This is a genomic window from Barnesiella sp. An22, assembly GCF_963931395.1.
GTDB lineage: Bacteria > Bacteroidota > Bacteroidia > Bacteroidales > Barnesiellaceae > Barnesiella > Barnesiella merdigallinarum.
On sequence record NZ_OZ007014.1, the window covers coordinates 108,993 to 130,375 of the forward strand.

Below are 21,383 nucleotides of genomic sequence, written 5' to 3' on the forward strand. Positions count from 1 at the left end.
CGTACCGGTACAGGAATCCGAAGCAGAGACTGAATCAATAGATATAAGCGATATAGATTGGCGAAAAGCGGTCATCGCTGCAGAAATACTGAATAGAAAATACTGAAACCGAGAAACACCTTAACCTTGAAATATCTCAAAAACAACAAAATTTATCATAGATATGGCATTTAATTTTATTACCGCCGAAGAAGCGGCTCAATTCGTTCACCACAACGATAATGTAGGATTTAGTGGCTTTACTGCAGCAGGTACCCCCAAAGTAGTCCCTGTCGCCATCGCCCAACGGGCCGAGGCCGAACATGCAGCCGGACGCCCCTTCCAGATTGGCGTCTACACCGGTGCCTCGACCAGCGACTACGTAGACGGCGCCCTCACCCGTGCAAAAGCCATCAGAAGCCGTACACCCTACCAGTCGCACAAAGATACCCGTGCAGCCGTCAACTCCAACGAGATTGCCTACTTCGACATGCACCTCTCGCACCTGGCGCAAAACCTGCGTTACGGATTTCTGGGCAAGGTAAACGTGGCCATCGTCGAAGCTACCGAGGTAACCCCCAACGGAGAAATCCTGCTGGGCAACGGTGTGGGTGCTACTCCCACCTTCTGCGCGCTGGCCGATAAAATCATCATCGAACTGAACCACCACGACCCCAAAGAGCTGCGGGGCATGCACGACATTTACCAACCGCTCGACCCGCCCTACCGTCGCGAGATTCCCATCTACAAACCCAGCGACCGTATCGGTGCTCCTATCATTAAAGTAGACCCGAAGAAAATCGTGGGCATCGTCGAAAGCGACAAGCTCGACGGCGTGAAACCCTTCACCCCGGCCGACGAGACCACCATGAAGATCGGAAACAACGTGTGCGACTTCCTCGTAAGCCAGTTGAAAGCCGGCCTCATCCCGCCCCAATTCCTGCCGCTGCAATCGGGTGTAGGCAACATCGCCAACGCCGTGCTGGGCAGTCTGGGCTCCAACCCCGACATCCCCGCCTTCGAAATGTATACCGAGGTGATACAAGATGCCGTTATCGACCTGATGAAAGAGGGTAAATGCAAATTTGCCAGCTGCTGCTCCATGACGATAAGCGACGGCAAACAAGACGAGGTGTTCAGCAACATCGACTTCTTCCACGACAAAATCATCATGCGACCGGGCGAAATATCGAATCACCCCGAAATCGTACGCCGACTGGGCCTCATCACCATGAACACCGCCCTCGAGGCCGACATCTTCGGCAACGTGAACTCGACCCACGTAACCGGTACCAAGATGATGAACGGCATCGGCGGCTCGGCCGACTTCACCCGCAATGCCTACCTCTCGATATTCACCTGCCCCTCGATTGCCAAAGGTGGCAAAATCAGCGCCATCGTACCCATGGTTTCGCACCTCGACCACAGCGAACACTCGGTACAGGTGCTCATCACCGAGCAGGGCGTAGCCGACCTCCGCGGCAAATCGCCCATCCAACGCGCTCACACCATCATCGAGAACTGCGTTCACCCCATGTACAAAGAGCTGTTGTGGGACTACCTGAAACTGGGCAAAGGCCACACGCCTCACAACCTGAAGGCCGCCTTCGGATTCCACAACGAGTTCCTGAAATCGGGCGATATGGCTCTTACCAACTGGGCCGAATATGTATAATTAAACCGTCGAATGCGATTATAACCGATACCCTCGAGGCCACCCGCGCCTCGGGGGTATTGTGTTTATAACGCGAGAGCTGGAAACGATCTTTTTCGTCGCACCGATTCCGATTACTCGTCGGGCAACCGGATAGGCCGCCGACGGAACACCGTGTCGGAATTCCGGGCGAGCGGAGTCGTCAGCCGGTATTCCTGAGCGGCATCGTCATACTCGAGTATCACCAAGTCGCCATTCCGGGGCGAAGCCATCTCTTCAAACTCCTCGACCGTGAGGTGAAACCACCGCATCACAAAGAGGCGTATGGCCAGCGAGTGGGTGATGAGTACACAGTTAGGCGGGAAGTCGGGGCTGCGGAAATCGCGATGCAGCGACCCCAGCAGGTCGTTGATGCGGTCGTAGACATCGGTGCCGGCCTCGCCGCCCGGAAACCGGTAGTAAAACGTGCCGTAGCGGCGACGCTCCTCTTTCAACCGCTTCAGCTCGGCATAGGTGCGCAGGTAGCCCCACTCCTGCTCTCTGAGGCGGGGCTCCTCGTTGTAGTCGAACTGACGGCGGGGAAAGGCCCGGGCCACCTGCTCAAAGGTAGAACGGGTGCGCCAGAAGGGCGACACATAGAAATAGAGCGGTTCGTCACCAACCAACGCCTTCAGGGCTTCACCTGCCTCACGAGCCTGCTCGAGACCTCGGGGAGTCAGCTCTATCGTGTAGTCGGGTTCGGTGGCAAACTGGCTTTCGTCGGTATTGGCATAGCATTCGCCATGACGTATCAGGATAATTCGGTGTGGTTTCATAGGTATATTTACATGAGGTATGTGTGTATGATCTTTGCAAACGAAGGGTCCCCGGTTCTTACAGTCCCCCCGGGGCATTGTGCGACAGTCCCCGAAACAAGTATTGCCTCTTGTTGTCTCTTCTTATTTAAAGAAAAGGGGCTGCATCACGCCGATACAGCCCCTCTATACAGGTTACGGATTATCGTATGGGATGATATTCTACAAAGGCTTCGATGGCCTCGTACGAAGCCAGACCGAGGCTGGCGTAGAGGTCGGCCGTAGCTTTGTTACGATCCTCGGCACGTTGCCAGAACAGACGCTCGTCATCGCCCAGGAAGGGAGCGCTCTCCATCTGCGACTGGTGTTTGAGAATCGAGTTACGTTTCTGACGCAGCTCTTCGGGGCTCAGGGGCACAGCCATTTCGATGTGGTCGATTTCCCATTCGGCCCAGGCACCACGATACATCCAGATGCGGCAATCTTTCATCCACTCTTCGTCCTTGATTTCGTCGATAGCGGCCAGAACGGCATCGAGGCAAACCTTGTGAGTTCCGTGCGGATCGGCCAAGTCGCCGGCTACGAAAATCTGGTGCGGTTTAACCGACTCAATCAGGTCTTTTACAATCTGAATATCGGCTTCGGTCAAATCGCCTTTCTTAATGGTACCCGTCTCGTAGAAGGGGAGGTTCAGGAAGTGAACATTCTCGGGCTTGATGCCGATGTATTTGCAGGCGGTACGAGCCTCGCCCCGACGAATCATTGTCTTGATAAAGCGAATATCGGGCGTATCGGACTCACCGTCTTTCTTCTGCTCGATGAATTTGTGGATTTCGCTGCTCTCTTTCAGAAGCTCGGGGGTATCGAACTTGAACTTCTTGGCGATGTTGTCGATAAGCATGATGTAACGCATCATATCTTCGTCGCCTACGGCAATGTTGCCCGAAGTCTCGTAAGCCACGTGTACATCGTGTTTCTGTACGGCAAGACGTTTGAGGGTACCACCCATCGAGATCACATCGTCGTCGGGGTGCGGGCTGAATACGATAACCCGTTTGGGATACGGAGTAGCACGCTCGGGACGGAAAGTGTCGTCGGCATTGGGTTTACCACCGGGCCAACCGGTAATGGTATGTTGCAGCGAGTTGAAGATGCGGATGTTTACGTTGTAGGCCGAACCGTAGAGGGCAACGAGTTCGCTCAAGCCGTTGTCGTTGTAGTCTTTGTCGGTCAGTTTCAAGATGGGTTTACCCGTCACCTTGCAGAGCCAAACAATGGCCCGACGGATGAGTTTCTCGTCCCATTCGCACGACGTTACGAGCCACGGACGGCTGATGCGCGTCAAAGCCTCGGCAGCCGAAAGGTCGAGCACCACTTTGGCACGACGGTGGGTCTGCAGGAAGGAAGAGGGTATGAGGTCGGTCACTTCGCCCTCGATGGTGCGTTTCACGATGTTGGCGCGATTTTCACCCCAGGCCACGCAGATGATACGACGGGCCGACATGAGGTTCGAGATACCCAGCGTGATGGCACAGCGGGGAACATTCTCGTTCGAATTGAATTGCGACGAAGCCACGTGACGGGCATCGCTACCGAGCAACATGAGACGGCACGACGAGTTGAGCTGCGAACCCGGTTCGTTGAAGGCGAGATTACCCACGGCACCGATTTCGCACAGAGCCAGGTCTATACCGCCGCAGGCTTCGATCTCTTCCTCGTATTTCTTGCAGTATGCGAAGAGATCTTCTTTCGAAACCATCTTGCTGGGCGTGTGGATATTCTCGGGGTCGATATTCACCTTGTCGAGCAAAAGCTCTTTCAAGAGGCTCATGGTACCGGGAGCACCTTCGGCCAAAGGATAGTATTCACCGATGTTGAACACGATTACATTCGAGAAGCTGATTTCTCCGGCCTGATACATGCGCACCAGTTCGGCATAGACCGAGTGAGTGGCTGCACCCGAACCCAAAGCGAGAACGCAATGGCGATGTTCGGCCTTGCATTTCTGAATCAACTCGGCAATGTCGTGAGCCACATATACCGAACCTTCGTCGGAACCTTCGAAGATTTTGGTATAGACCTTTTCTTCCCGCGTCAGAGCCGCGAGTTCCAACTCACCGTCAGGATCGTAATACCGTTTGGGTATACGGTCCAGTTTAATTTGAGAACTAAGATTTGTTTTCATCGCGATAGTATTTTTGAGTTACAAACTTAATGATTCCTTTACTTTTTTTCCACACAAAAAAGGTGAAAAATGATGGAAGTATATTCGATTTTTAGAAAAATACACAAAATTTTCACCCGCCGGTCGATACTTGCCAAAAAATGATTACTTTTGGGGAAAGCTAAAATCCATAAAAATCTATAAAATCATGAGACTGATTATCGAACCAACCTATGATGCAGTTTCGCGTTGGGCCGCTAACTATGTGGCATCGTGCATCAATAAATTCAACCCTACCGAAGAGAAGCCTTTCGTACTGGGCCTCCCCACCGGCTCGTCGCCGCTGGGCATGTACAAACACCTCATCGAATTGAACAAGAAAGGTATCGTGTCGTTCCGCAACGTCGTTACCTTCAACATGGACGAATATTGCAACCTGCCCGAAGATCACGAGCAGAGCTACCACACTTTCATGTGGAGCAACTTCTTCTCGCACATCGACATCCGTCCCGAGAACGTCAATATCCTCAACGGCAACGCTGCCAACCCCGAAGAGGAGTGTGCCCGCTACGAGGCTAAAATCGCCTCCTACGGCGGTATCGAACTCTTCCTGGGCGGCGTAGGCCCCGACGGCCACATCGCCTTCAACGAACCGGGTTCGTCGCTTACCTCGCGCACACGTGTGAAAACCCTGACGCAAGACACCATCATCGCCAACTCGCGCTTCTTCGGCGGCGATACCAACCTCGTGCCCAAAACGGCGCTCACCGTGGGTGTAGGTACCGTCATGGCTGCCCGCAACGTACTCATCATTGTCAACGGCCACAACAAGGCTCGTGCCTTGCAACAGGGCGTAGAGGGCGGCGTTTCGCAAATGTGGACCATCACGGCTCTGCAAATGCACCCCAAGAGCATCATCGTATGCGACGATGCCGCTACGGCCGAGCTGAAAGTGGGTACCTACAAATACTTCCTCGACATCGAGCACAACAACCTCGACCCCGACAGCTTGCTGAAGTAATCTCACTCGAAAGCCAAAATCTTTCGAACCGCATAGCGAGGGTTCCACACATCGGTGTGGGGCCCTCGTTTCTTTTTACCCTCACTCAAGGGATGTATTTCAAAAGGGAACAGGATAGAGCCGGCTATCGGTGCGAAGGGGGTACGATGGTATCGTTTTGTGCCGATTCGTCACGATTTACGGTTTTTCTTCCACACGGCAAAGTTGCGCATGAGCCCCGCATACTTGGCCCGGCGCACGGCCGAATGGCGGAATATGCGGTTGAAATCGTCGGGAGTCAACGCCTCGAAACGGGCGGCGTCGAGAGCGAGCAGTTCGTCCGAGGGGGCGAACTCGGGGTGCGTCGAAGGAGTAGCCGCCCGATTCCAGGGACAGCACTGCTGGCAGGTGTCGCAGCCATAGACCCGGTTGCCCATCCGATCAGCCACCGCGGGCGGTATCTCGCCGCGGTTCTCGATGGTCTGGCACGAAATGCAGCGGCGGGCATCGACCTGCCCCGGCTCATCGAGCGCCTCCACAGGGCAATGCTCCCGGCAGAGCAAGCAGTCGCCGCAGCGGTTGGACAAGGGTTTGTCGGGGGGCAAGGCGAGTGTCGTAAGCAACTCGCCCAGAAAGAAGTAAGAGCCCTTACCGGGGATAATCAACTGGGCATTCCTGCCGATAAATCCCAGACCGGCCTGCACGGCCCAATAGCGTTCGCGCACAGGGGCGGTATCGCAACACACCCGCCCGGCATCGCCCGAGAGAGGGGCCACGAAAGCGGCGAGCTGCCGCAGCTTGTCGCGCATCACCTCGTGGTAATCGCGGCCATAGGCATAGTAGGCAAACTGAGGATGCTCCTGCGGCTGGAAACGGGCCGGATAGTAGTTGAGCGCCACGCATACGATGGTGCGGGCTCCCGGATAGAGAAGGGCCGGATGGTCGCGCAAGTCGAGGTAGTTGCCCAGATAGTCCATCTGTGCCTGCCTGCCCTCGTCCAGCCAACGGCGATAAGCCTCGCAGGCCCGGGGCTCTACCTCGTCGACCCGAGCGAAGCCACACGCATCGAAACCCAACCGAAGGGCTTCGCTACGAATCTGCTCTCGCCACTCAAAGGGTGCGGAAGATGAATCCATTTTCGCGCAGCCAGTTTATGGTTCGAGGCAAGGCATAGTGCAGGTTGCGCTCGGCCTTGATCGAGTCGTGAAACACGATAATGGAGCCGTTGCGGGCATAGCGCTTCACGTTGCCAAACACCTGTTCGCCTGTGAGCTTGTTGCTATAATCGCGAGTCACCACATCCCACATGATGATGCTGAAATCCTTTTTCAACAGGTTGGCCTGCCCGGGGAGCATGTGGCCGTGGGGCGGACGGAAGAGTTGGCTCTGAATCAGGTCGTGGGCATTGAGCACGTTGCGCACATATTTCTCGGGCGGGGTCGACATGCCCTGTATGTGATTCATCGTGTGGTTGCCCACCTGGTGCCCCCTGTGCCTCAACTCCTGGAAGAGGTTGGGGTTGCGGGCCACATTGTCGCCCACACAAAAGAAGGTAGCCTTTACCGAATAGTAGTCGAGGACATCGAGCACCCACGGCGTAACCTGGGGAATGGGGCCGTCGTCGAATGTCAGGTAGACGGTCTTCCGATCGCCCGGGATGCGCCAGATGGCCTCGGGGAACAGCATCCGATAAAAAAACGGGGGTTGCTCTATAAACATAAATGATATATCTAACGAAAAAAATCGGGAGAGAATCGGCGAAACAAGCTCCCCGACACTCTCCCGTAAAGGATTATATTCGATTACTCCCGAACGGCAAAACGCGATGCAATCTTGTTTTGCAAATCGGTAAGTCCGTAGGCTGTACTCAGCTCGTTGATGGCATGAACGATGTAGACATGCTTCTCGTAATCGTTGCGGATGGAGCGGAGCTGACCCGGAGTGAGGTCTTTGTACCAGTTGAGGTAGCCGGCCGAGTTTTCAAGAATCTCGTTGAGCAGAGCCTCGCCCTTGGCCGTTTCGCCCAGTTCGAGGTAGGACTGACCGAACGACAGCGACGTAAGGTCGTGAGTTACCTGCCAGCCCGGAATCTTCTCCATGATAAGGTTCAGAGCCGTCAGGGCCTTTTCGTTCTTGCCCTCCTTGATAAGCTGCTCTACCAGGTCGGCAAACATCATACGGATGGTATTGCACATGCGGCGCACGTTCTCGTCGAGATAGAGCGGATGCTCTTTCGTCACCTGGTCGATACCGCCCCAGCGGAAGCGGTTGACCATATTGTCGTACATCTTGTCGGTATTGATGTTGTTGTTGACCCCTTTCAAAGGTACCACCTGATAGGCCAGACCGGTACGCGAGAAGTAGTCCTCGAGACCCAGGTAGTAGCTGTTACCCACCGTCACGGCAAAATAGACGGGGCGTTTCCAGCCCTGCTCGGCATTGGTGTTGATGATGTCGAGCGAGGCGATTTCGCTCATGGTGAATCCCCGCTTGTTGGAGAAGTCGGGCACGATGCGCGAAACGATGCTGTCCTTCAATGCGGGAGCTACCGTACCCGAAGCCACCACGGCATTAGCATCGACCGGTATATAGAGCTGGTTGGTGGGCAGGTGGTTGAGGGCACCGTATCCCGGCACATCCTTGGTCCACGACTCATCGCTATAGAGATAGTCGAGTGCGTTGCGTACCGTAATCGAGTCGGCCAGACGGTTGATTACGTAGTTGTAGGAACGCACGTCATAGGCATACTTCGACTCGTCGGCCGAGATGGGCAGTGCTGCCGATTCGTAGGCCGGACGCTTCATCTGGTCGATGTACCAGTCGGTCTGCAGATACGAGAGGTTGCACACCCGCACATCGGTGCGATAGCCCTCGACCTCCTGTACATACCACAAGGGGAAGGTATCGTTATCGCCGTTGGTGAAGAGAATGGCGTTCTCGTCGACACTCGAGAGGTAGTTCATACCGAAGTCGCGGCAGACATAGCGGCCCGAACGGTCGTGGTCGTCCCACGTCTGGCTCACCATCTGCAAGGGCACACACAAGCACAGGAGCGAAGCCACCACGGCAGTCGCCGTCGACTTGGGCTGCTCGTCGGTCGTCTTGGCCAGGTAGTTGAGGCCACGCCAGATGGCGGCGACACCCAACCCGATCCAGATGGCAAACGCGTAGAACGAACCGGCATAGGCGTAGTCGCGCTCACGCGGCTGGTAAGGCGTCTGGTTGAGGTAGATGACAATGGCGATACCCGTCATGAAGAAGAGGAAGAAGGTGACCCAGAAGCTCTCGATACCCTTCTTGCCCGAGAAGGCCTGGAAGAAGAGACCGATGAGACCGAGCAACAACGGCATCATGTAGAAAACGTTGCGGCCGGCATTGTTCTTCAGGTCGTCGGGCAGGTTGGTCTGGTCGCCGGCAATGTGCTTGTCGATGAAGTTGAAGCCGCTTATCCAGTTACCGTTCTGCACTTCGCCGTGGCCCTGAATATCGTTCTGACGGCCGGCGAAGTTCCACATGAAATAACGCCAGTACATGTAGTTGAGCTGGTAGTCGAGGAAGAAGGCGAGGTTTTCGCCGAAGGTGGGCTTCATCACCGTCTTGGTACCGTCGGGAGTCTTCACCTGTACGGGGCGGCCCTTGAAGTTGGTCCACTCCTTATAAGCCGATATATGTTCGGCCTTGTCGCTGTACATGCGGGGGAAGAGCATGCACAACTCGGGTTCGTATTTGTAGTGTTCGTCGTGCCCGGTGATGATGTAGCGGTCGGGATCGTCGGGCGACGATTTCAGTTTCTTCTTCCAGATGGGTTTCCCCTGGGTCGACACGGCCGTACCGTTGGCATCGCGCAACACCTCGGCGGGGAAGGTCTGCCCGTAGAAGAGCGGACGGTCGCCATACTGCTCGCGGTTGAGGTAACCCGAGAGGCTGAAGATGTCTTCGGGCGAGTTCTGATCCATGGGCGTGTTGGCCGTCGAACGTATCATAATCAAGGCATACGACGAGTAGCCGATGAAGATGACGAACAACGAGAGCAGAATCGTGTTCATGGTCACTACCGACGGACGCTTGCGCATGAAGAAGAGGTAGTAGGCCAGGGCCAGCGAGAGGATGATGCCAATCACATAACCGTCGCCGATGAAGGGGATACCTACCAGCACGATACTGATGAAGAACGAAATCTTCATCAACTTCTCGCTGCGCTGGGCGTAAGTCTCGTAGATGGCCCAAGCGATAACCCCTACAATCAGGAAGAAGTAGAATACCACACCGCTGTTGAAAGGCAGGTGGAAGACATTGACAAAGAGCAGTTCGACCCAGCTGGCCACCTCGACGAAACCGGGAACCAGTCCGTAGAGCAGCAGCACGATGAGCACAAACGAGAGCAACAGGGCAATGATGGAGCCCTTCAGGTTGGTATTCTTGAACTTGCGATAGTAATAAACCAGCACGATGGCAGGGATACACAGCAAGTTGAGCAGGTGCACCGCAATCGACACGCCGATGATGTAGGCGATGAGTATGATGTAGCGGTTGGAGTGCGGCTCGTCGGCTACGCTCTCCCATTTGAGAATCAGCCAGAATACGAGTGCCGTACAGAAAGAGGAGTAGGCATAAACCTCGCCCTCTACGGCCGAGAACCAGAAGGTATCGGACCAGGCATAGGCCAGAGCACCTACCACGCCGCAACCCAGAATGGCAATCATCTGACCCATCGACATGGTCTCGACGGTCTCGCCCTCACGCAGCACAACCTTCTGTGCCAGACGGGTGATGGTCCAGAACAGCAGCAAGATGGTGGCGGCACTCAACAATCCCGACATGAGGTTGACCATGTAGGCTACCCCCGAGGGCGAAGAGGCAAAGTTGGCAAAGAAGCGGGCCGTCAACATGAAGATGGGGTTTCCCGGCGGGTGACCCACTTCCAGTTTATATCCCGAAGCTATAAATTCACCGCAGTCCCAAAAACTGGCGGTCGACTCCAAAGTCAGGATATAGGTAATCGCCGCAACGACGAAGACCACCCATCCCAACGCATTGTTCAGTAATTTGTACCGTTTCATTATACTACTTTTGTCTTTATTTTCAGGCAGTTCTACAGACAAACGCCACACACGAAAACAACCCCGGGAAAGGCCGAAACCATTTTACCGAGGGAGCAAGAGGTGTCTATCTGTTTTCATATACCCGGCAAAGATAATGAAAGATTGTTAATCTCCCCTCATTATAAACTTTTTATAATAATTTATCGGCTATATTTCACAAAATCGCAGTTCGACAGCCCTACTTCGCCGGTTTCTTATTACTTTTACCCGCCAAACGAAATTGCATTATGAGTACCCGAATACTGATTACCGGCGCCGGTGGATTCATCGGCGGATTCATCGTCGAAGAGGCCCTCTCGCGGGGATACGAAACCTGGGCCGGGGTGCGCAAGACCACTTCGCGCGAACACCTCAAGAACCCGGCCATCCGTTTCATCGACTTCAACTACGGTAACCCCGACCTACTGGCCGACCAGTTGCGCGAGCACAAACGGGAATATGGCAAGTGGGACTACATCGTGCACAACCTGGGAGTGACCAAGTGCAAGAACCCCGACGACTTCGACCGCATCAACTACGGGTTTGTCAAGAATTTCACCGAGGCCCTCGTCGCTACCGACATGGTGCCCAGGCAGTTTATCCTCATGAGCAGCCTGGGAGCCTGGGGGTTGGGCGACGAAAAAGGCTTCACCCCCATACGCACCACCGACACACCCCACCCCAATACCCGTTACGGACAGAGCAAGCTGAAGGCCGAGCGACACCTGCAATCGCTCGAGGGCTTCCCCTACGTGGTGATGCGCCCCACCGGAGTATACGGGCCCTACGAAAAAGATTACTACCTGATGATGAAGAGTATCAAGTGCGGATTCGACTTCATCGTAGGATACAAGCCGCAGCTCATCACCTTCATCTACGTGAAGGATCTGGTGCAGGCCATCTTCAAGGCCATCGACCGGGGCGTGACGCGCCGAGGCTATTTCCTCTCCGAGGGGAGGGCCTACACCTCGTCGCAATTCCGCCGGTACGTAGCCGCGGCGTTGGGCAAGCGTTGGGTGATACCGGTGAAGATTCCCATCGCCGGACTCTGGATTGTCTCGGTCATTGCCGAAAAGGGTGCCGCTCTCCTGGGCAAGACCAGCACGCTGAACCGCGACAAGTTCCGCATCATGAAGCAACGCAACTGGATATGCGACATCAGCGATGCCCGCAACGAACTGGGGTTCGAACCACAATACAGCCTCGAGCGCGGGGTAAACGAGTGCGTGAAGTGGTATCGCGAGCACCATTGGCTGTAAGGTAGCCCGCTGTAGACACGCCGTCTTTCAAAAAAAAGCGTTACCTTTGCAGTGCGATTCAAGCTGGTGACAATGAAAAAGATAAAATCGGTGTGCGTCTACTGCGCATCCAGTTCCAAAATAAACCCCGACTACTTCGAGGCGGCCCGCGAAATCGGGCGGCTCCTTGCCCAACGAGGCATGCGATGCGTATGCGGAGCCGGGAACCAAGGACTCATGAGCACCCTGGCCGACAGCGTGTTGGCCCACGGTGGCGAGGTGCTGGGGGTGATTCCCCAGTTTATGATTGACGAGGGGTGGTGCCACCCGGGTCTGACCCAGACCGTAGTAACTGCCGACATGCACGAACGCAAGGAGCGCATGGCCCAAGAGGCCGATGCCGTCATTGCCCTGCCAGGCGGCTGCGGCACGTTGGAAGAGCTCTTCGAGATTATCACATGGAAACAACTGGGGCTCTTCCTCAACCCCATCGTGATACTTAATATCGACGGATATTACGACCCCCTCATCGCGATGCTGAACAAGGCTATCGACGAGAACTTCATGCGCCACGAACACGCCCGCCTGTGGCAAGTGGCCCAGACTCCTCAGGAGGCCATCGACGACATCTTAAACGCTCCAGCCTGGGACCCCAGTATCCGCAAAATAGCTGCCATCTAACCACCCGACCGCCATGCCTATCCCTGCTGCACCTCACTCCGCTATCGTAGCCGACACCCTGCACACGGCCGATACCACCGGCACCCGGCTGCCGGCGAGCCAGCCCGAAGTGTTCGTGCCGCAATACATCGGGGGCTTCGAGCGCAGTACTCCGCTCAAGGAGAGCGACCCCCTCAAGGACCTGCAAGAGACCATCATTGCCATACCCGAGGGGTTTTCTGCCGAGCGTATGCCCGATACCCCCACCAACAACTCGCTGCTGGTGAGCATTGTTGTAGTAGTTTTTCTGCTCTTTGCCTTCACTTTCAAAAAAGGGACCAAGTTCCTGGGCGAGATATTCAACAGCGTGCTCAATGTGAAAGACCGCCAGAACCTTTTCGACGACACCACCGTGCGGGAGACCCAGCTACGAGCCGTACTGCTGGGCATGACCTGCGTATCGGAGGGGTTCTGTCTGTTTCAACTGCTGGCCTCCACCCGACCCGACCTGTCGATATCGATCGGGGTGGGTGTCTGCTGCGGCAGCCTCATCGCCTGGGTCTACTATACGTTACAAAAATGGCTCTATCGCGGACTCGGACTCGTATTCTCCGACACGGCCCACACCCGCAAGTGGGTCGAGAGTTTCATCTCGATCAATGCTATCATCAGTATCCCCATCGCCGTGCCGGTACTCTTGTCGATATTTGTTCCGCAATGGGGAAAGGTGATGCTGGTCGTCGCAGGAGTTATCTATCTGGCATCCCGTATCTTATTTATTTATAAAGGGTTTAAGATTTTTTACCGCAATATATTAGATTTATTCTATTTTATTGTGTACTTTTGTGCCCTCGAAATCGCACCCCTATTTTGGGTATATAAATCAAGCATATTGATATATCATTTTGTCGAACTAAAAATACAGCAGCTTTGAAAATTAAGAAAATTCTTGTTTCTCAGCCTAAGCCGAGTTCCGAAAAATCGCCTTACTACGATATTGCCAAGCGATATGGCGTCAATATCGTATTTCGTCCCTTTATCAAAGTAGAGGGCCTGACCTCCAAAGAGTTCAGACAACAGAAGATTTCCATTCCGGAATATACCGCTGTCATTTTCACGGCCCGTACCGCCATCGACCACTTCTTCCGCTTGTGCGAAGAGTTGCGCGTCACGATACCCGAAACGATGAAATACTTCTGCACGACCGAAGCCATAGCCCTTTACCTGCAAAAATACATTGTCTATCGCAAGCGCAAGATATTCTTTGGCAACTCGGGCAAACTGGACGACCTGGTTCCATCGTTGCTGAAACATGCGGGAGAGAAATACCTCTTCCCGGTATCGGATGTACACAAAGAGCAAACCTCGGTGCTGGAAAAGCATAAAATCAACTACACGCGTGCCATCATGTACCGCACCGTGAGCAACGATTTTGAAGAGGGCGAACCGTTTGACTACGATATGCTCATCTTTTTCAGCCCGTCGGGCATCAAGTCGCTGCTCAAGAACTTCCCCGAATTCGAGCAGGGCGACATCAAGATCGGTACCTTCGGTCCCACGACGGCTCAAGCCGTACGCGATGCCGGCTTACGGCTCGATGTCGAAGCCCCCTCGCCCGGAGCACCATCGATGACCGCCGCTCTCGACCTTTTCCTGAAAGAACAAAGCAAAAAGAAATAAACTCTTTTTCAACAAGAACCAAACCTCATAATCGTCTTTCACCGAAAGGAGGCGCTTATGAGGTTTTATTTTCAAACACACGATGAACGAACACAGTCTGCCCAAAAGCGAAAAACTATGCAGCCGAACAGCTATCAACCGCCTGTTTGCCGAGGGTAGTGCCTTCATCGTATACCCGTTGCGCGTCGTCTACCGCATCGACGATGACTCCACGGCTCCGCCGCAATTCTTTGTCAACATACCCAAGCGCAAGTTCAAACGGGCCGTCAAGCGGGTCTATCTGCGCCGACGCATCCGCGAAGCCTATCGACTGCACAAGGAGATTCTGACCGAACCTTTGTTGCAACGCCACCAATCGATGCACGTAGCTTTTCTCTACCTCGACAAGGACCTGAACGATTTCCACACCATCGAACGCAAGATGATCGAGGCTCTGCAGCGCCTGGTGCAGAAAAGCGAACAGCAAACCACCCCTCCCGCCGTAGAGCCATGAAAAAGTTGCTGTCGACCCTGCTCATATGGCCCATCCGCTTCTACAAGGCGGCCATATCGCCCATGCTGCCGCCCTCGTGCCGCTATGTGCCCACCTGCTCGCAGTATGCCATCGACGCCATACAGATACACGGCCCCTTCAAAGGCTTGTGGCTGGCCACCCGTCGGCTGTTGAGCTGCCATCCCTGGGGAGGCAGCGGCTACGATCCGGTTCCCCCCAAGTTTCCGACCGACATCCACACCCATCACGACCGTTACGGGGCCATCATCAGCACCACTCCCGAGGAGTTTCGTCCCCAACCGGGCAAATACTATTCGGTAGGGCTGCACCCCTGGAGCCTGTCGGATACCTCGAAAGAGTCGATTGCCCGGCTCGAAGCCGCCGTACAACACGAACAGGTGGTGGCCGTAGGCGAAACAGGGCTCGACAAACTCAAAGGAGGCGTCAACTACGAAGAGCAGCTCATCTATTTTGAGAAACAGATACGTCTCTCGGAGCAGTGGCACAAGCCGCTGGTCATTCACGCCGTGAAGTCCTACGACGACATCATCCGCATACACAAAGCCAAACGCCCCGCACAACCGTGGATTATCCACGGCTTCAGAGGCAAGCCCGAAACGGCGGCACAGCTCCTCCGCGAGGGACTATTCCTCTCGTTCGGCGAGTATTACAATCACGAAACCCTGAAATCGGTACCCCTCGACCGACTCTTCCTCGAGACCGACGAAGGCAACATGACCATCGACAAACTGTATCGGAAAGCAGCCCACATACGCAACCAGTCGCCCCGACGGCTACACAAGGCTCTGGCCGGCAACATTGCCCGCATCTTCCCGTTGGAGCAACCGACCCGACAATCGTCTCAACCCGAAAACATTATGGAATACGTTCGATCAACGAAGGGTGAACAAATGCCGTAGCCACGGCCATAACCCCCTCGATCGAAACTACTACCCGCCGGTCGCCCTTGACCCGCAGGAACACCCCCTCGACCCCGGCAAAGACACCGCCGGTAATACGCACCCGATCGCCCTCGCGCAACGAGACAACCTGAGAATCGAGATAAACCACCTGCTCGTCATAGGCTCCTGCCACGGCTATAAAGCTGGACATCTGCCGGTCGGGCACCACCAGAGGCTCGTGCTTCTCGCGATCCATGATATAGCGCAAAGGAACCTTGAGCGAAATCTCCTTCTTGATTTCGTCCATTTTCTCGCGATTCAACCGCACGAAAACCAAATTGTGAATGACGGGAACCAGCTTGCGCACCTTGCGCTCGCCCTTGATAAACTCCTTGTAGTGCATGGGGATAAACGATTCTATCCCATACTGGTCGAGATAACCTTTCAATGCCATCTCCCGGCTATAAGTCACCCGAATGGCAAACCATTTGAGATCGGTCTTGTTTATACCCATAACAGTATCTGAAGAAAATAGGTTTGCACAAAAATAATTTAAATACACGAGATTAACGAAAAAAAACAGAGATGGTTCTTATTTTTTGTTATTTCGAAATTAAAATTGTTTATTTCGATAAAGAGTCGTAATTTTGCAGCTACCGCAGAAACAAGGAGTTCGGTAAGTCTGCACAACCTGCCGCCCCCTATCACCCTGCGAGAAACAACGACCAAACATTTAATAAAGTTTTCATTCGATGAATTTTGTAGAAGAACTAAAATGGCGCGGAATGGTACACACCATGATGCCGGGTACAGAAGAACTCCTTGAAAAGGAAATGGTTACCGCCTACTTGGGTTTCGACCCCACGGCCGATTCGCTCCACATAGGCCACTTGTGCGGCGTGATGATGCTGCGACATTTCCAACGCTGCGGCCACAAACCGCTGGCCTTGGTCGGGGGTGCTACCGGTATGATTGGCGACCCCTCGGGCAAATCGCAAGAGCGCAACCTGCTCGACGAAGAGACCCTGCGCCACAACCAGGAGTGTATCAAAAAGCAGTTGAGCAAGTTCCTCGACTTCGAGTCGGATGCTCCCAACCACGCAGAACTGGTAAACAACTACGACTGGATGAAGGACTTCTCGTTCCTCGACTTCGCCCGCACCGTAGGTAAGCACATCACGGTCAACTACATGATGGCGAAAGACTCGGTTCAAAAACGACTCAACGGCGAGGCTCGCGACGGACTTTCGTTCACCGAGTTCACCTACCAACTGCTGCAAGGCTACGACTTCCTGCACCTCTACGAAACCAAGAACTGCAAGCTGCAACTGGGCGGTTCGGACCAATGGGGCAACATCACCACCGGTGCCGAACTGATACGCCGCACCAACGGCGGCGAGGTATTTGCCCTCACCTGCCCGCTGGTAACCAAGGCCGACGGTACGAAATTCGGCAAGACCGAGTCGGGCAACGTATGGCTCGATGCCCGCTACACCTCGCCCTACAAGTTCTACCAGTTCTGGCTGAACGTGAGCGACGAAGATGCCAAACGCTACATCAAGATATTTACCTCGATTTCGCGCGAAGAGATCGAAGCCCTCATCGCCGAGCACGACCAGGCTCCCCACCTGCGCGCCCTGCAGAAACGGCTGGCCCGCGAGGTTACCGTCATGGTACACTCGCAAGCCGACTACGACGCTGCTGTCGAGGCCTCGAACATCCTCTTCGGGAACTCCACCTCGGAGCAACTGCACAAACTCGACGAAGCCACGCTGCTCGCCGTATTCGAGGGTGTGCCCCAGTTCGAAGTGTCGCGCGACGCTATCCTCGGCGGGGTACCCGCTATCGAACTGACCACCGAAATGGCTGCCGTATTCCCCTCGAAAGGCGAAATGCGGAAACTCACTCAGGGCGGTGGCGTCTCCATCAACAAAGAGAAACTCGCAGCCCCCGATACGAAAATCGACGGCAGCTATCTGCTCAACGACAAATACATCATCGTACAACGGGGTAAAAAGAATTATTACCTGCTTATCGCAAAATAATTCGACTAAAATTTGGCAAAGCCGTAAAAACACATTATCTTTGCCTCGCTTTTGAGGGTTAGACCTCAAAGCATAGAAGTTTGGCTTATGGTGTAATGGCAGCACAACAGGTTTTGGTTCTGTTTGTCTAGGTTCGAATCCTGGTAAGCCAACACAAGAACGAGCAACGGTACGCCGCTGCTCGTTTTTGCGTTTATACAGAGGTATTCCTCCATTCTGCCCCCACTTCCTGAAAAAGCCAGACTAACAGTTGTTTTCCTGTCCGCTTTACATTATCTTTGTGAAACAAGCATCCTCCCCCTTCAGACACAGATGAATATAAAATAAAAACAGCCCCCGGCCTCCATGGGCCATCCAAACAAAAATAACCATATAAAAAAACAAGACCATGAAAAAACACAACTTACAAGAGTCAGTCCCTGCAAAGACCCCTCAACGGTCTGCCACGCAGAACCGCATCGGATTGCCAAATTTATACTCCACACGGCTATGGGCAATCTGCCTGATACTATTCGCCTCGTTCACAGCTCTGCCCTATTGCAACCAGACCAAGGCGGCTACCACAGAAGAGGAAGATTCAGCCCTGCCAATCGTCGCCTGGTTCAACGAACGCGATACCATGACCTACTGGATAAGCGAAGGCTCCTGGAAATTTGAAGGGACCGACACGGTCAAGACCCTTGGAGCCAACACCAAAGTGATGATAACGGTTACCGACTCTACAAAAGAGGGGTATCAGATGGAATACAAGTTTCTGAAATTCAGCACAGACACGGATGCCGAATCCGAAATGCAGAACTTCATGCAGGAAACCGTCCAACGACTTCAAGACGAAATTGCGGGTACAACCATACGGTTCAGAACAGACGAGTTAGGAAAGATTATCCAATATGACAACCTGGAAGAGGTGGAGAAACAGGCCAAGCGTGTATTCGACGGAATCATCCAAGAATCTTCATGGATGGACAAACTGAATTCAACCGGCATAAAAGCCGACGAGCTATTCAGAAACATAGACCCCAGCAAGCTGGTACAAAGCTATACGGAAGAGTTGGAAATGCTTTTCCAATACCATGGATACCAGTTTCCCCTGAAAGAGACCACCCTGCACGAAGAGGCCACCGATACCAAGTACGAATCGGATACTTACCTGTCGGCAACCATCGACCCCGAAAGTTATGAATATGATATAATCATCGAAATCAACAATTACATACCCAGGAAAGATATCAAGCAACTGCTTGGTGGGTTCGTCGATATGCTTATGGACAAAGAGGACGCTACTACCGTGAAGGAAGATATGGATACCGGATTTGACGAGCAAGTGACCGAAGATGCCGTAAGCAAAGAATTTCTGCACATAAAATATTTCCCCGACGGATGGCCCCAGGAGGTCATCAGCCAGCAGAAAATAATTATCGGCAACAAAGGCAAAATGACGCAAAAGTACATTACATGGGATGAGCGCAGCGTGCGCAACTCTGACTGACACAGGAGACCAGTCTCCCCATGGTCCCGGCCGGACAAGCCTTCGAAATGCCAACCCTAAAAGTCGGTAGAGCCATTCGTGGCTTTCCCCCAAGAGCTTCGTGTCTGCAAGTATACACACAACAAGAGCGGGAACTCATCACAAGTCCCCACTCTCGCACAAGTTGAAAATGTTATGATTTATTTGACAAGCAGTCGATGGTTATATACCTTACCGCCCACTGTCACTTGCAGCAGATAGACACCTGCATCGAGCCCGTCGACCGAAAGGGTCTGTACGGGAGCCTCGGCTGCAAGCACCAAAGCACCGCGCAAATCGTAGACAGCTACCTCAGACACACCGTCGGCCAGCGTGATATAATCTTGTGCCGGGTTGGGCCAGAAGAGCGATTCTGCAACCGCTACACGCTCAATCGAAGTGGCTTTCTCTACCTCATAGGCACCAATCGAAGGAGCCGTTTCCGAACGGGCTTTACCCCGTTGGTCAACCGTGGGAACACCCTCTACCACGATACCGGCACCGGCAGCAATACCCTCGGGCGAGATGGCTATCGTTTTGGTAGTTCCCTCGTTGAGAGCCGGAACGGGTTCGGCATCGGCAAACAAAGTCTGGTCGGTATATACCGTGTTGTCTACAAACCCATCGACGGTAACCTCTGTCGTACCTACCAACGCGGTTCCATAGATGTTGTTCGAACCGGCCAACGTACATTTGTCGTGGGTATAGATGTCGGGGCCGCCCACACTACCTACAACAATAGTATTATACAGATTAACAATGGCACTCGAAGCAATGTGAATACCTGCTCCATAGGTCTCGTGTACACTCTCGTTACCTACAAGTGTACAGTTGTAGATGCTGGCATTGCCTTGGAAAGCGAGAGCACCGCCACCGCTGGACTTGCCTGTGATTTTATTCTTATAGAATGTACAGTTGGTGAGGGTAGCCGCATCGGAGGTCGAGAGAATGGCACCCCCGTGAGCTGCCGAGGTATTCTCGCCGAAGTAGCAGCCCGAGATATTGTAGTTTACCTCCGTCTTGAATGATGCATACCAGGCACCACCCGAGGTTCCCGTAGAGCTATTACCCTCGAACGAGCAGTTTTCTACCGTTATATTGCCCATCCATGTCAACAAGGCACCGCCACCGTTGGCCGTATTGTCGTTGAATGTAGAATTGGTAATTTTCAAAACACCGTCGGTCACATTGTTTTTTTTGCACCACGGCTCCGCCGTAATGACCTGCACTATTGGTCGTAAATGTACAGTTATCGATTTCGGCCGAAGCTCCGGCATTTTGCAAAAATATGGCACCGCCATCGGCTGACGAACCGGAAGCCTCATTGCCGGTAAAGGTACAGCCTGTAAAATAGTTTGTACTGCCCGAGCAACCTACGGCACCACCGTGGGTGGTACTGGCGTTGTCGGTAAAGGTACAGTCGGTGAAACGGGCCGTCACGCCGCTGTTGGTATAGACGGCACCACCCACTTTCGTAGCCGAGAGATTCTGGAACGTACAGTTTGTAAGGGTGATGTCGCCGCAAGCCATGATACCGGGTGCATAACCGTTCCGAGCCTTGTCGAAGAGCAGGTTCTCACCGGTGAGTCTACCGTTTTTCCCCACGAGAATGGTTGCCGACCAACTGGCCATCGACTCTTCGGCATCGATCATCGAGGTGCCGTCGCCACCATAGAGCGTACAGTTCTTGAGCGTGAGCGAAACCAGTTCGGCATCTTCGGCCGGCGCATAGAGGCCTATTTTGAAAATACGGTAGTTCGATACCCCCGGCTCGGCCACCGAGATGGTTTTACCCTGGGCATCGATAGTCAGATTCTTGTCAATCTGTATCGTGGCCGGAATAGTCACCGTAGTTTCGTCGCCGATAGAAAATTCTATCTCCGATCCTCCCGGAGCATTGGCCACCACATAGGGAAGCGAGCCCTCTTCGCTGGCATCGCCCGAGGTCTTGGTCACCAAAAAAGTTTCGGCAAAAGCTGCGCTCGAGAACAAACAACATGCGCAACTCATCAAGAGTAGTTTGTTTTTCATAATAGCACTTTTTAAAAGGTGATAAGAAATGAAATAATTATTTTTTGCAAGTATAATAATTTTTTTATTTATGCACAAAAGATTTCGTTTAGTTTCTCTATAATTTCTATATTTTTCTATTTGAAATATAAAAGAAACTAAAAAGAAAAAGAAAT

The 21,383-nt window shown here is 53.5% G+C and carries 18 protein-coding genes, 1 tRNA gene and 1 pseudogene; 12 read left to right on the forward strand and 8 right to left on the reverse strand.

All coding sequences use genetic code 11. The features are described from left to right. Positions 1-163 precede the first annotated feature (163 nt). Entirely contained in the window at positions 164-1,654 is a 1,491-nt protein-coding gene (locus tag ABGT88_RS00425; protein ID WP_087407928.1) for an acetyl-CoA hydrolase/transferase family protein, read from the forward strand. A 113-nt stretch (positions 1,655-1,767) separates the two neighbouring features. Here the strand turns inward: ABGT88_RS00425 and ABGT88_RS00430 are convergent, their stop codons facing one another. After that, positions 1,768-2,448 carry a histidine phosphatase family protein gene (locus ABGT88_RS00430; protein WP_087407927.1) on the reverse strand — a complete coding sequence of 227 codons (681 nt, stop codon included), beginning with the start codon at positions 2,446-2,448 and terminating at the stop codon, positions 1,768-1,770. A gap of 181 nt (positions 2,449-2,629) precedes the next feature. Continuing rightward, positions 2,630-4,612 (reverse strand): glucosamine-6-phosphate deaminase, encoded by a 1,983-nt coding sequence (locus tag ABGT88_RS00435; protein ID WP_087407926.1) that lies wholly within the window; start codon positions 4,610-4,612, stop codon positions 2,630-2,632. Positions 4,613-4,799: 187 nt separating this feature from the next. Here ABGT88_RS00435 and nagB point away from each other — a divergent pair, with 187 nt between their 5' ends. Next, entirely contained in the window at positions 4,800-5,612 is an 813-nt protein-coding gene (nagB, locus tag ABGT88_RS00440) for a glucosamine-6-phosphate deaminase (protein WP_087407925.1), read from the forward strand. Positions 5,613-5,782: 170 nt separating this feature from the next. On the opposite strand, the gene queG is transcribed toward nagB, so the two are convergent. The 3 genes from queG to ABGT88_RS00455 form a co-directional block, all read right to left on the reverse strand. After that, on the reverse strand, positions 5,783-6,727 hold the full coding sequence (gene queG, locus ABGT88_RS00445; RefSeq protein ID WP_346699825.1) for a tRNA epoxyqueuosine(34) reductase QueG: 945 nt from the start codon (positions 6,725-6,727) through the stop codon (positions 5,783-5,785). Continuing rightward, a complete protein-coding gene (locus ABGT88_RS00450) occupies positions 6,702-7,310 on the reverse strand; it encodes a polysaccharide deacetylase family protein (RefSeq protein WP_258326879.1) in 609 nt (202 codons plus the stop codon). The genes queG and ABGT88_RS00450 overlap by 26 nt, the downstream gene beginning before the upstream one ends. An 83-nt stretch (positions 7,311-7,393) precedes the next feature. Continuing rightward, positions 7,394-10,651, reverse strand: a complete 3,258-nt coding sequence (locus tag ABGT88_RS00455; protein WP_346699827.1) for a protein O-mannosyl-transferase family — start codon at positions 10,649-10,651, stop codon at positions 7,394-7,396. 269 nt (positions 10,652-10,920) lie between these two features. Between ABGT88_RS00455 and ABGT88_RS00460 the strand changes: the two genes are divergently transcribed. The 7 genes and pseudogenes from ABGT88_RS00460 to ABGT88_RS00490 all read left to right on the forward strand — a co-directional run bounded on the left by ABGT88_RS00460 (position 10,921) and on the right by ABGT88_RS00490 (position 15,663). Then, positions 10,921-11,931 (forward strand): NAD(P)-dependent oxidoreductase, encoded by a 1,011-nt coding sequence (locus ABGT88_RS00460; protein WP_346699829.1) that lies wholly within the window; start codon positions 10,921-10,923, stop codon positions 11,929-11,931. Between the two features lie 72 nt (positions 11,932-12,003). Then, on the forward strand, positions 12,004-12,591 hold the full coding sequence (locus tag ABGT88_RS00465) for a TIGR00730 family Rossman fold protein (RefSeq protein ID WP_258326883.1): 588 nt from the start codon (positions 12,004-12,006) through the stop codon (positions 12,589-12,591). 13 nt (positions 12,592-12,604) lie between these two features. Then, positions 12,605-13,504, forward strand: a complete 900-nt coding sequence (locus ABGT88_RS00470; protein WP_087407919.1) for a DUF4271 domain-containing protein — start codon at positions 12,605-12,607, stop codon at positions 13,502-13,504. After that, a complete protein-coding gene (locus ABGT88_RS00475; RefSeq protein WP_087407918.1) occupies positions 13,501-14,250 on the forward strand; it encodes a uroporphyrinogen-III synthase in 750 nt (249 codons plus the stop codon). The genes ABGT88_RS00470 and ABGT88_RS00475 overlap by 4 nt, the downstream gene beginning before the upstream one ends. Before the next feature lie 82 nt (positions 14,251-14,332). After that, positions 14,333-14,743 carry a ribonuclease P protein component gene (locus ABGT88_RS00480; protein ID WP_346699831.1) on the forward strand — a complete coding sequence of 137 codons (411 nt, stop codon included), beginning with the start codon at positions 14,333-14,335 and terminating at the stop codon, positions 14,741-14,743. Beyond that, positions 14,740-14,958, forward strand: a pseudogene (yidD, locus tag ABGT88_RS00485) (membrane protein insertion efficiency factor YidD); the annotation flags it as partial. The gene ABGT88_RS00480 and the pseudogene yidD, both read left to right, overlap by 4 nt. 51 nt (positions 14,959-15,009) lie before the next feature. After that, the gene (locus ABGT88_RS00490) at positions 15,010-15,663 is read left to right on the forward strand and encodes a TatD family hydrolase (RefSeq protein WP_346702789.1); all 654 of its coding nucleotides are present in this window, start codon (positions 15,010-15,012) and stop codon (positions 15,661-15,663) included. On the opposite strand, the gene ABGT88_RS00495 is transcribed toward ABGT88_RS00490, so the two are convergent. Then, a complete protein-coding gene (locus ABGT88_RS00495) occupies positions 15,620-16,159 on the reverse strand; it encodes a UpxY family transcription antiterminator (protein WP_087407915.1) in 540 nt (179 codons plus the stop codon). The two genes, ABGT88_RS00490 and ABGT88_RS00495, sit on opposite strands and share 44 nt — an antisense overlap. 238 nt (positions 16,160-16,397) lie before the next feature. On the opposite strand from ABGT88_RS00495, the gene tyrS reads away from it, so the two are divergent. The 3 genes from tyrS to ABGT88_RS00510 all read left to right on the forward strand — a co-directional run bounded on the left by tyrS (position 16,398) and on the right by ABGT88_RS00510 (position 19,179). Continuing rightward, entirely contained in the window at positions 16,398-17,690 is a 1,293-nt protein-coding gene (tyrS, locus tag ABGT88_RS00500) for a tyrosine--tRNA ligase (protein WP_258326888.1), read from the forward strand. 81 nt (positions 17,691-17,771) lie between these two features. Next, positions 17,772-17,842, forward strand: a tRNA-Gln gene (locus ABGT88_RS00505). Between the two features lie 236 nt (positions 17,843-18,078). Further along, complete coding sequence (locus ABGT88_RS00510) at positions 18,079-19,179, forward strand: hypothetical protein (protein ID WP_346699833.1); 1,101 nt, start codon at positions 18,079-18,081, stop codon at positions 19,177-19,179. A 179-nt stretch (positions 19,180-19,358) separates the two neighbouring features. Here the strand turns inward: ABGT88_RS00510 and ABGT88_RS00515 are convergent, their stop codons facing one another. Beyond that, positions 19,359-20,369: a T9SS type A sorting domain-containing protein gene (locus tag ABGT88_RS00515; RefSeq protein ID WP_346699835.1), complete on the reverse strand. Its 1,011-nt coding sequence runs from the start codon at positions 20,367-20,369 to the stop codon at positions 19,359-19,361. Beyond that, positions 20,263-21,228, reverse strand: a complete 966-nt coding sequence (locus ABGT88_RS00520; protein WP_346699837.1) for a right-handed parallel beta-helix repeat-containing protein — start codon at positions 21,226-21,228, stop codon at positions 20,263-20,265. The genes ABGT88_RS00515 and ABGT88_RS00520 overlap by 107 nt, the downstream gene beginning before the upstream one ends. Between the last annotated feature and the right edge of the window lie 155 nt (positions 21,229-21,383).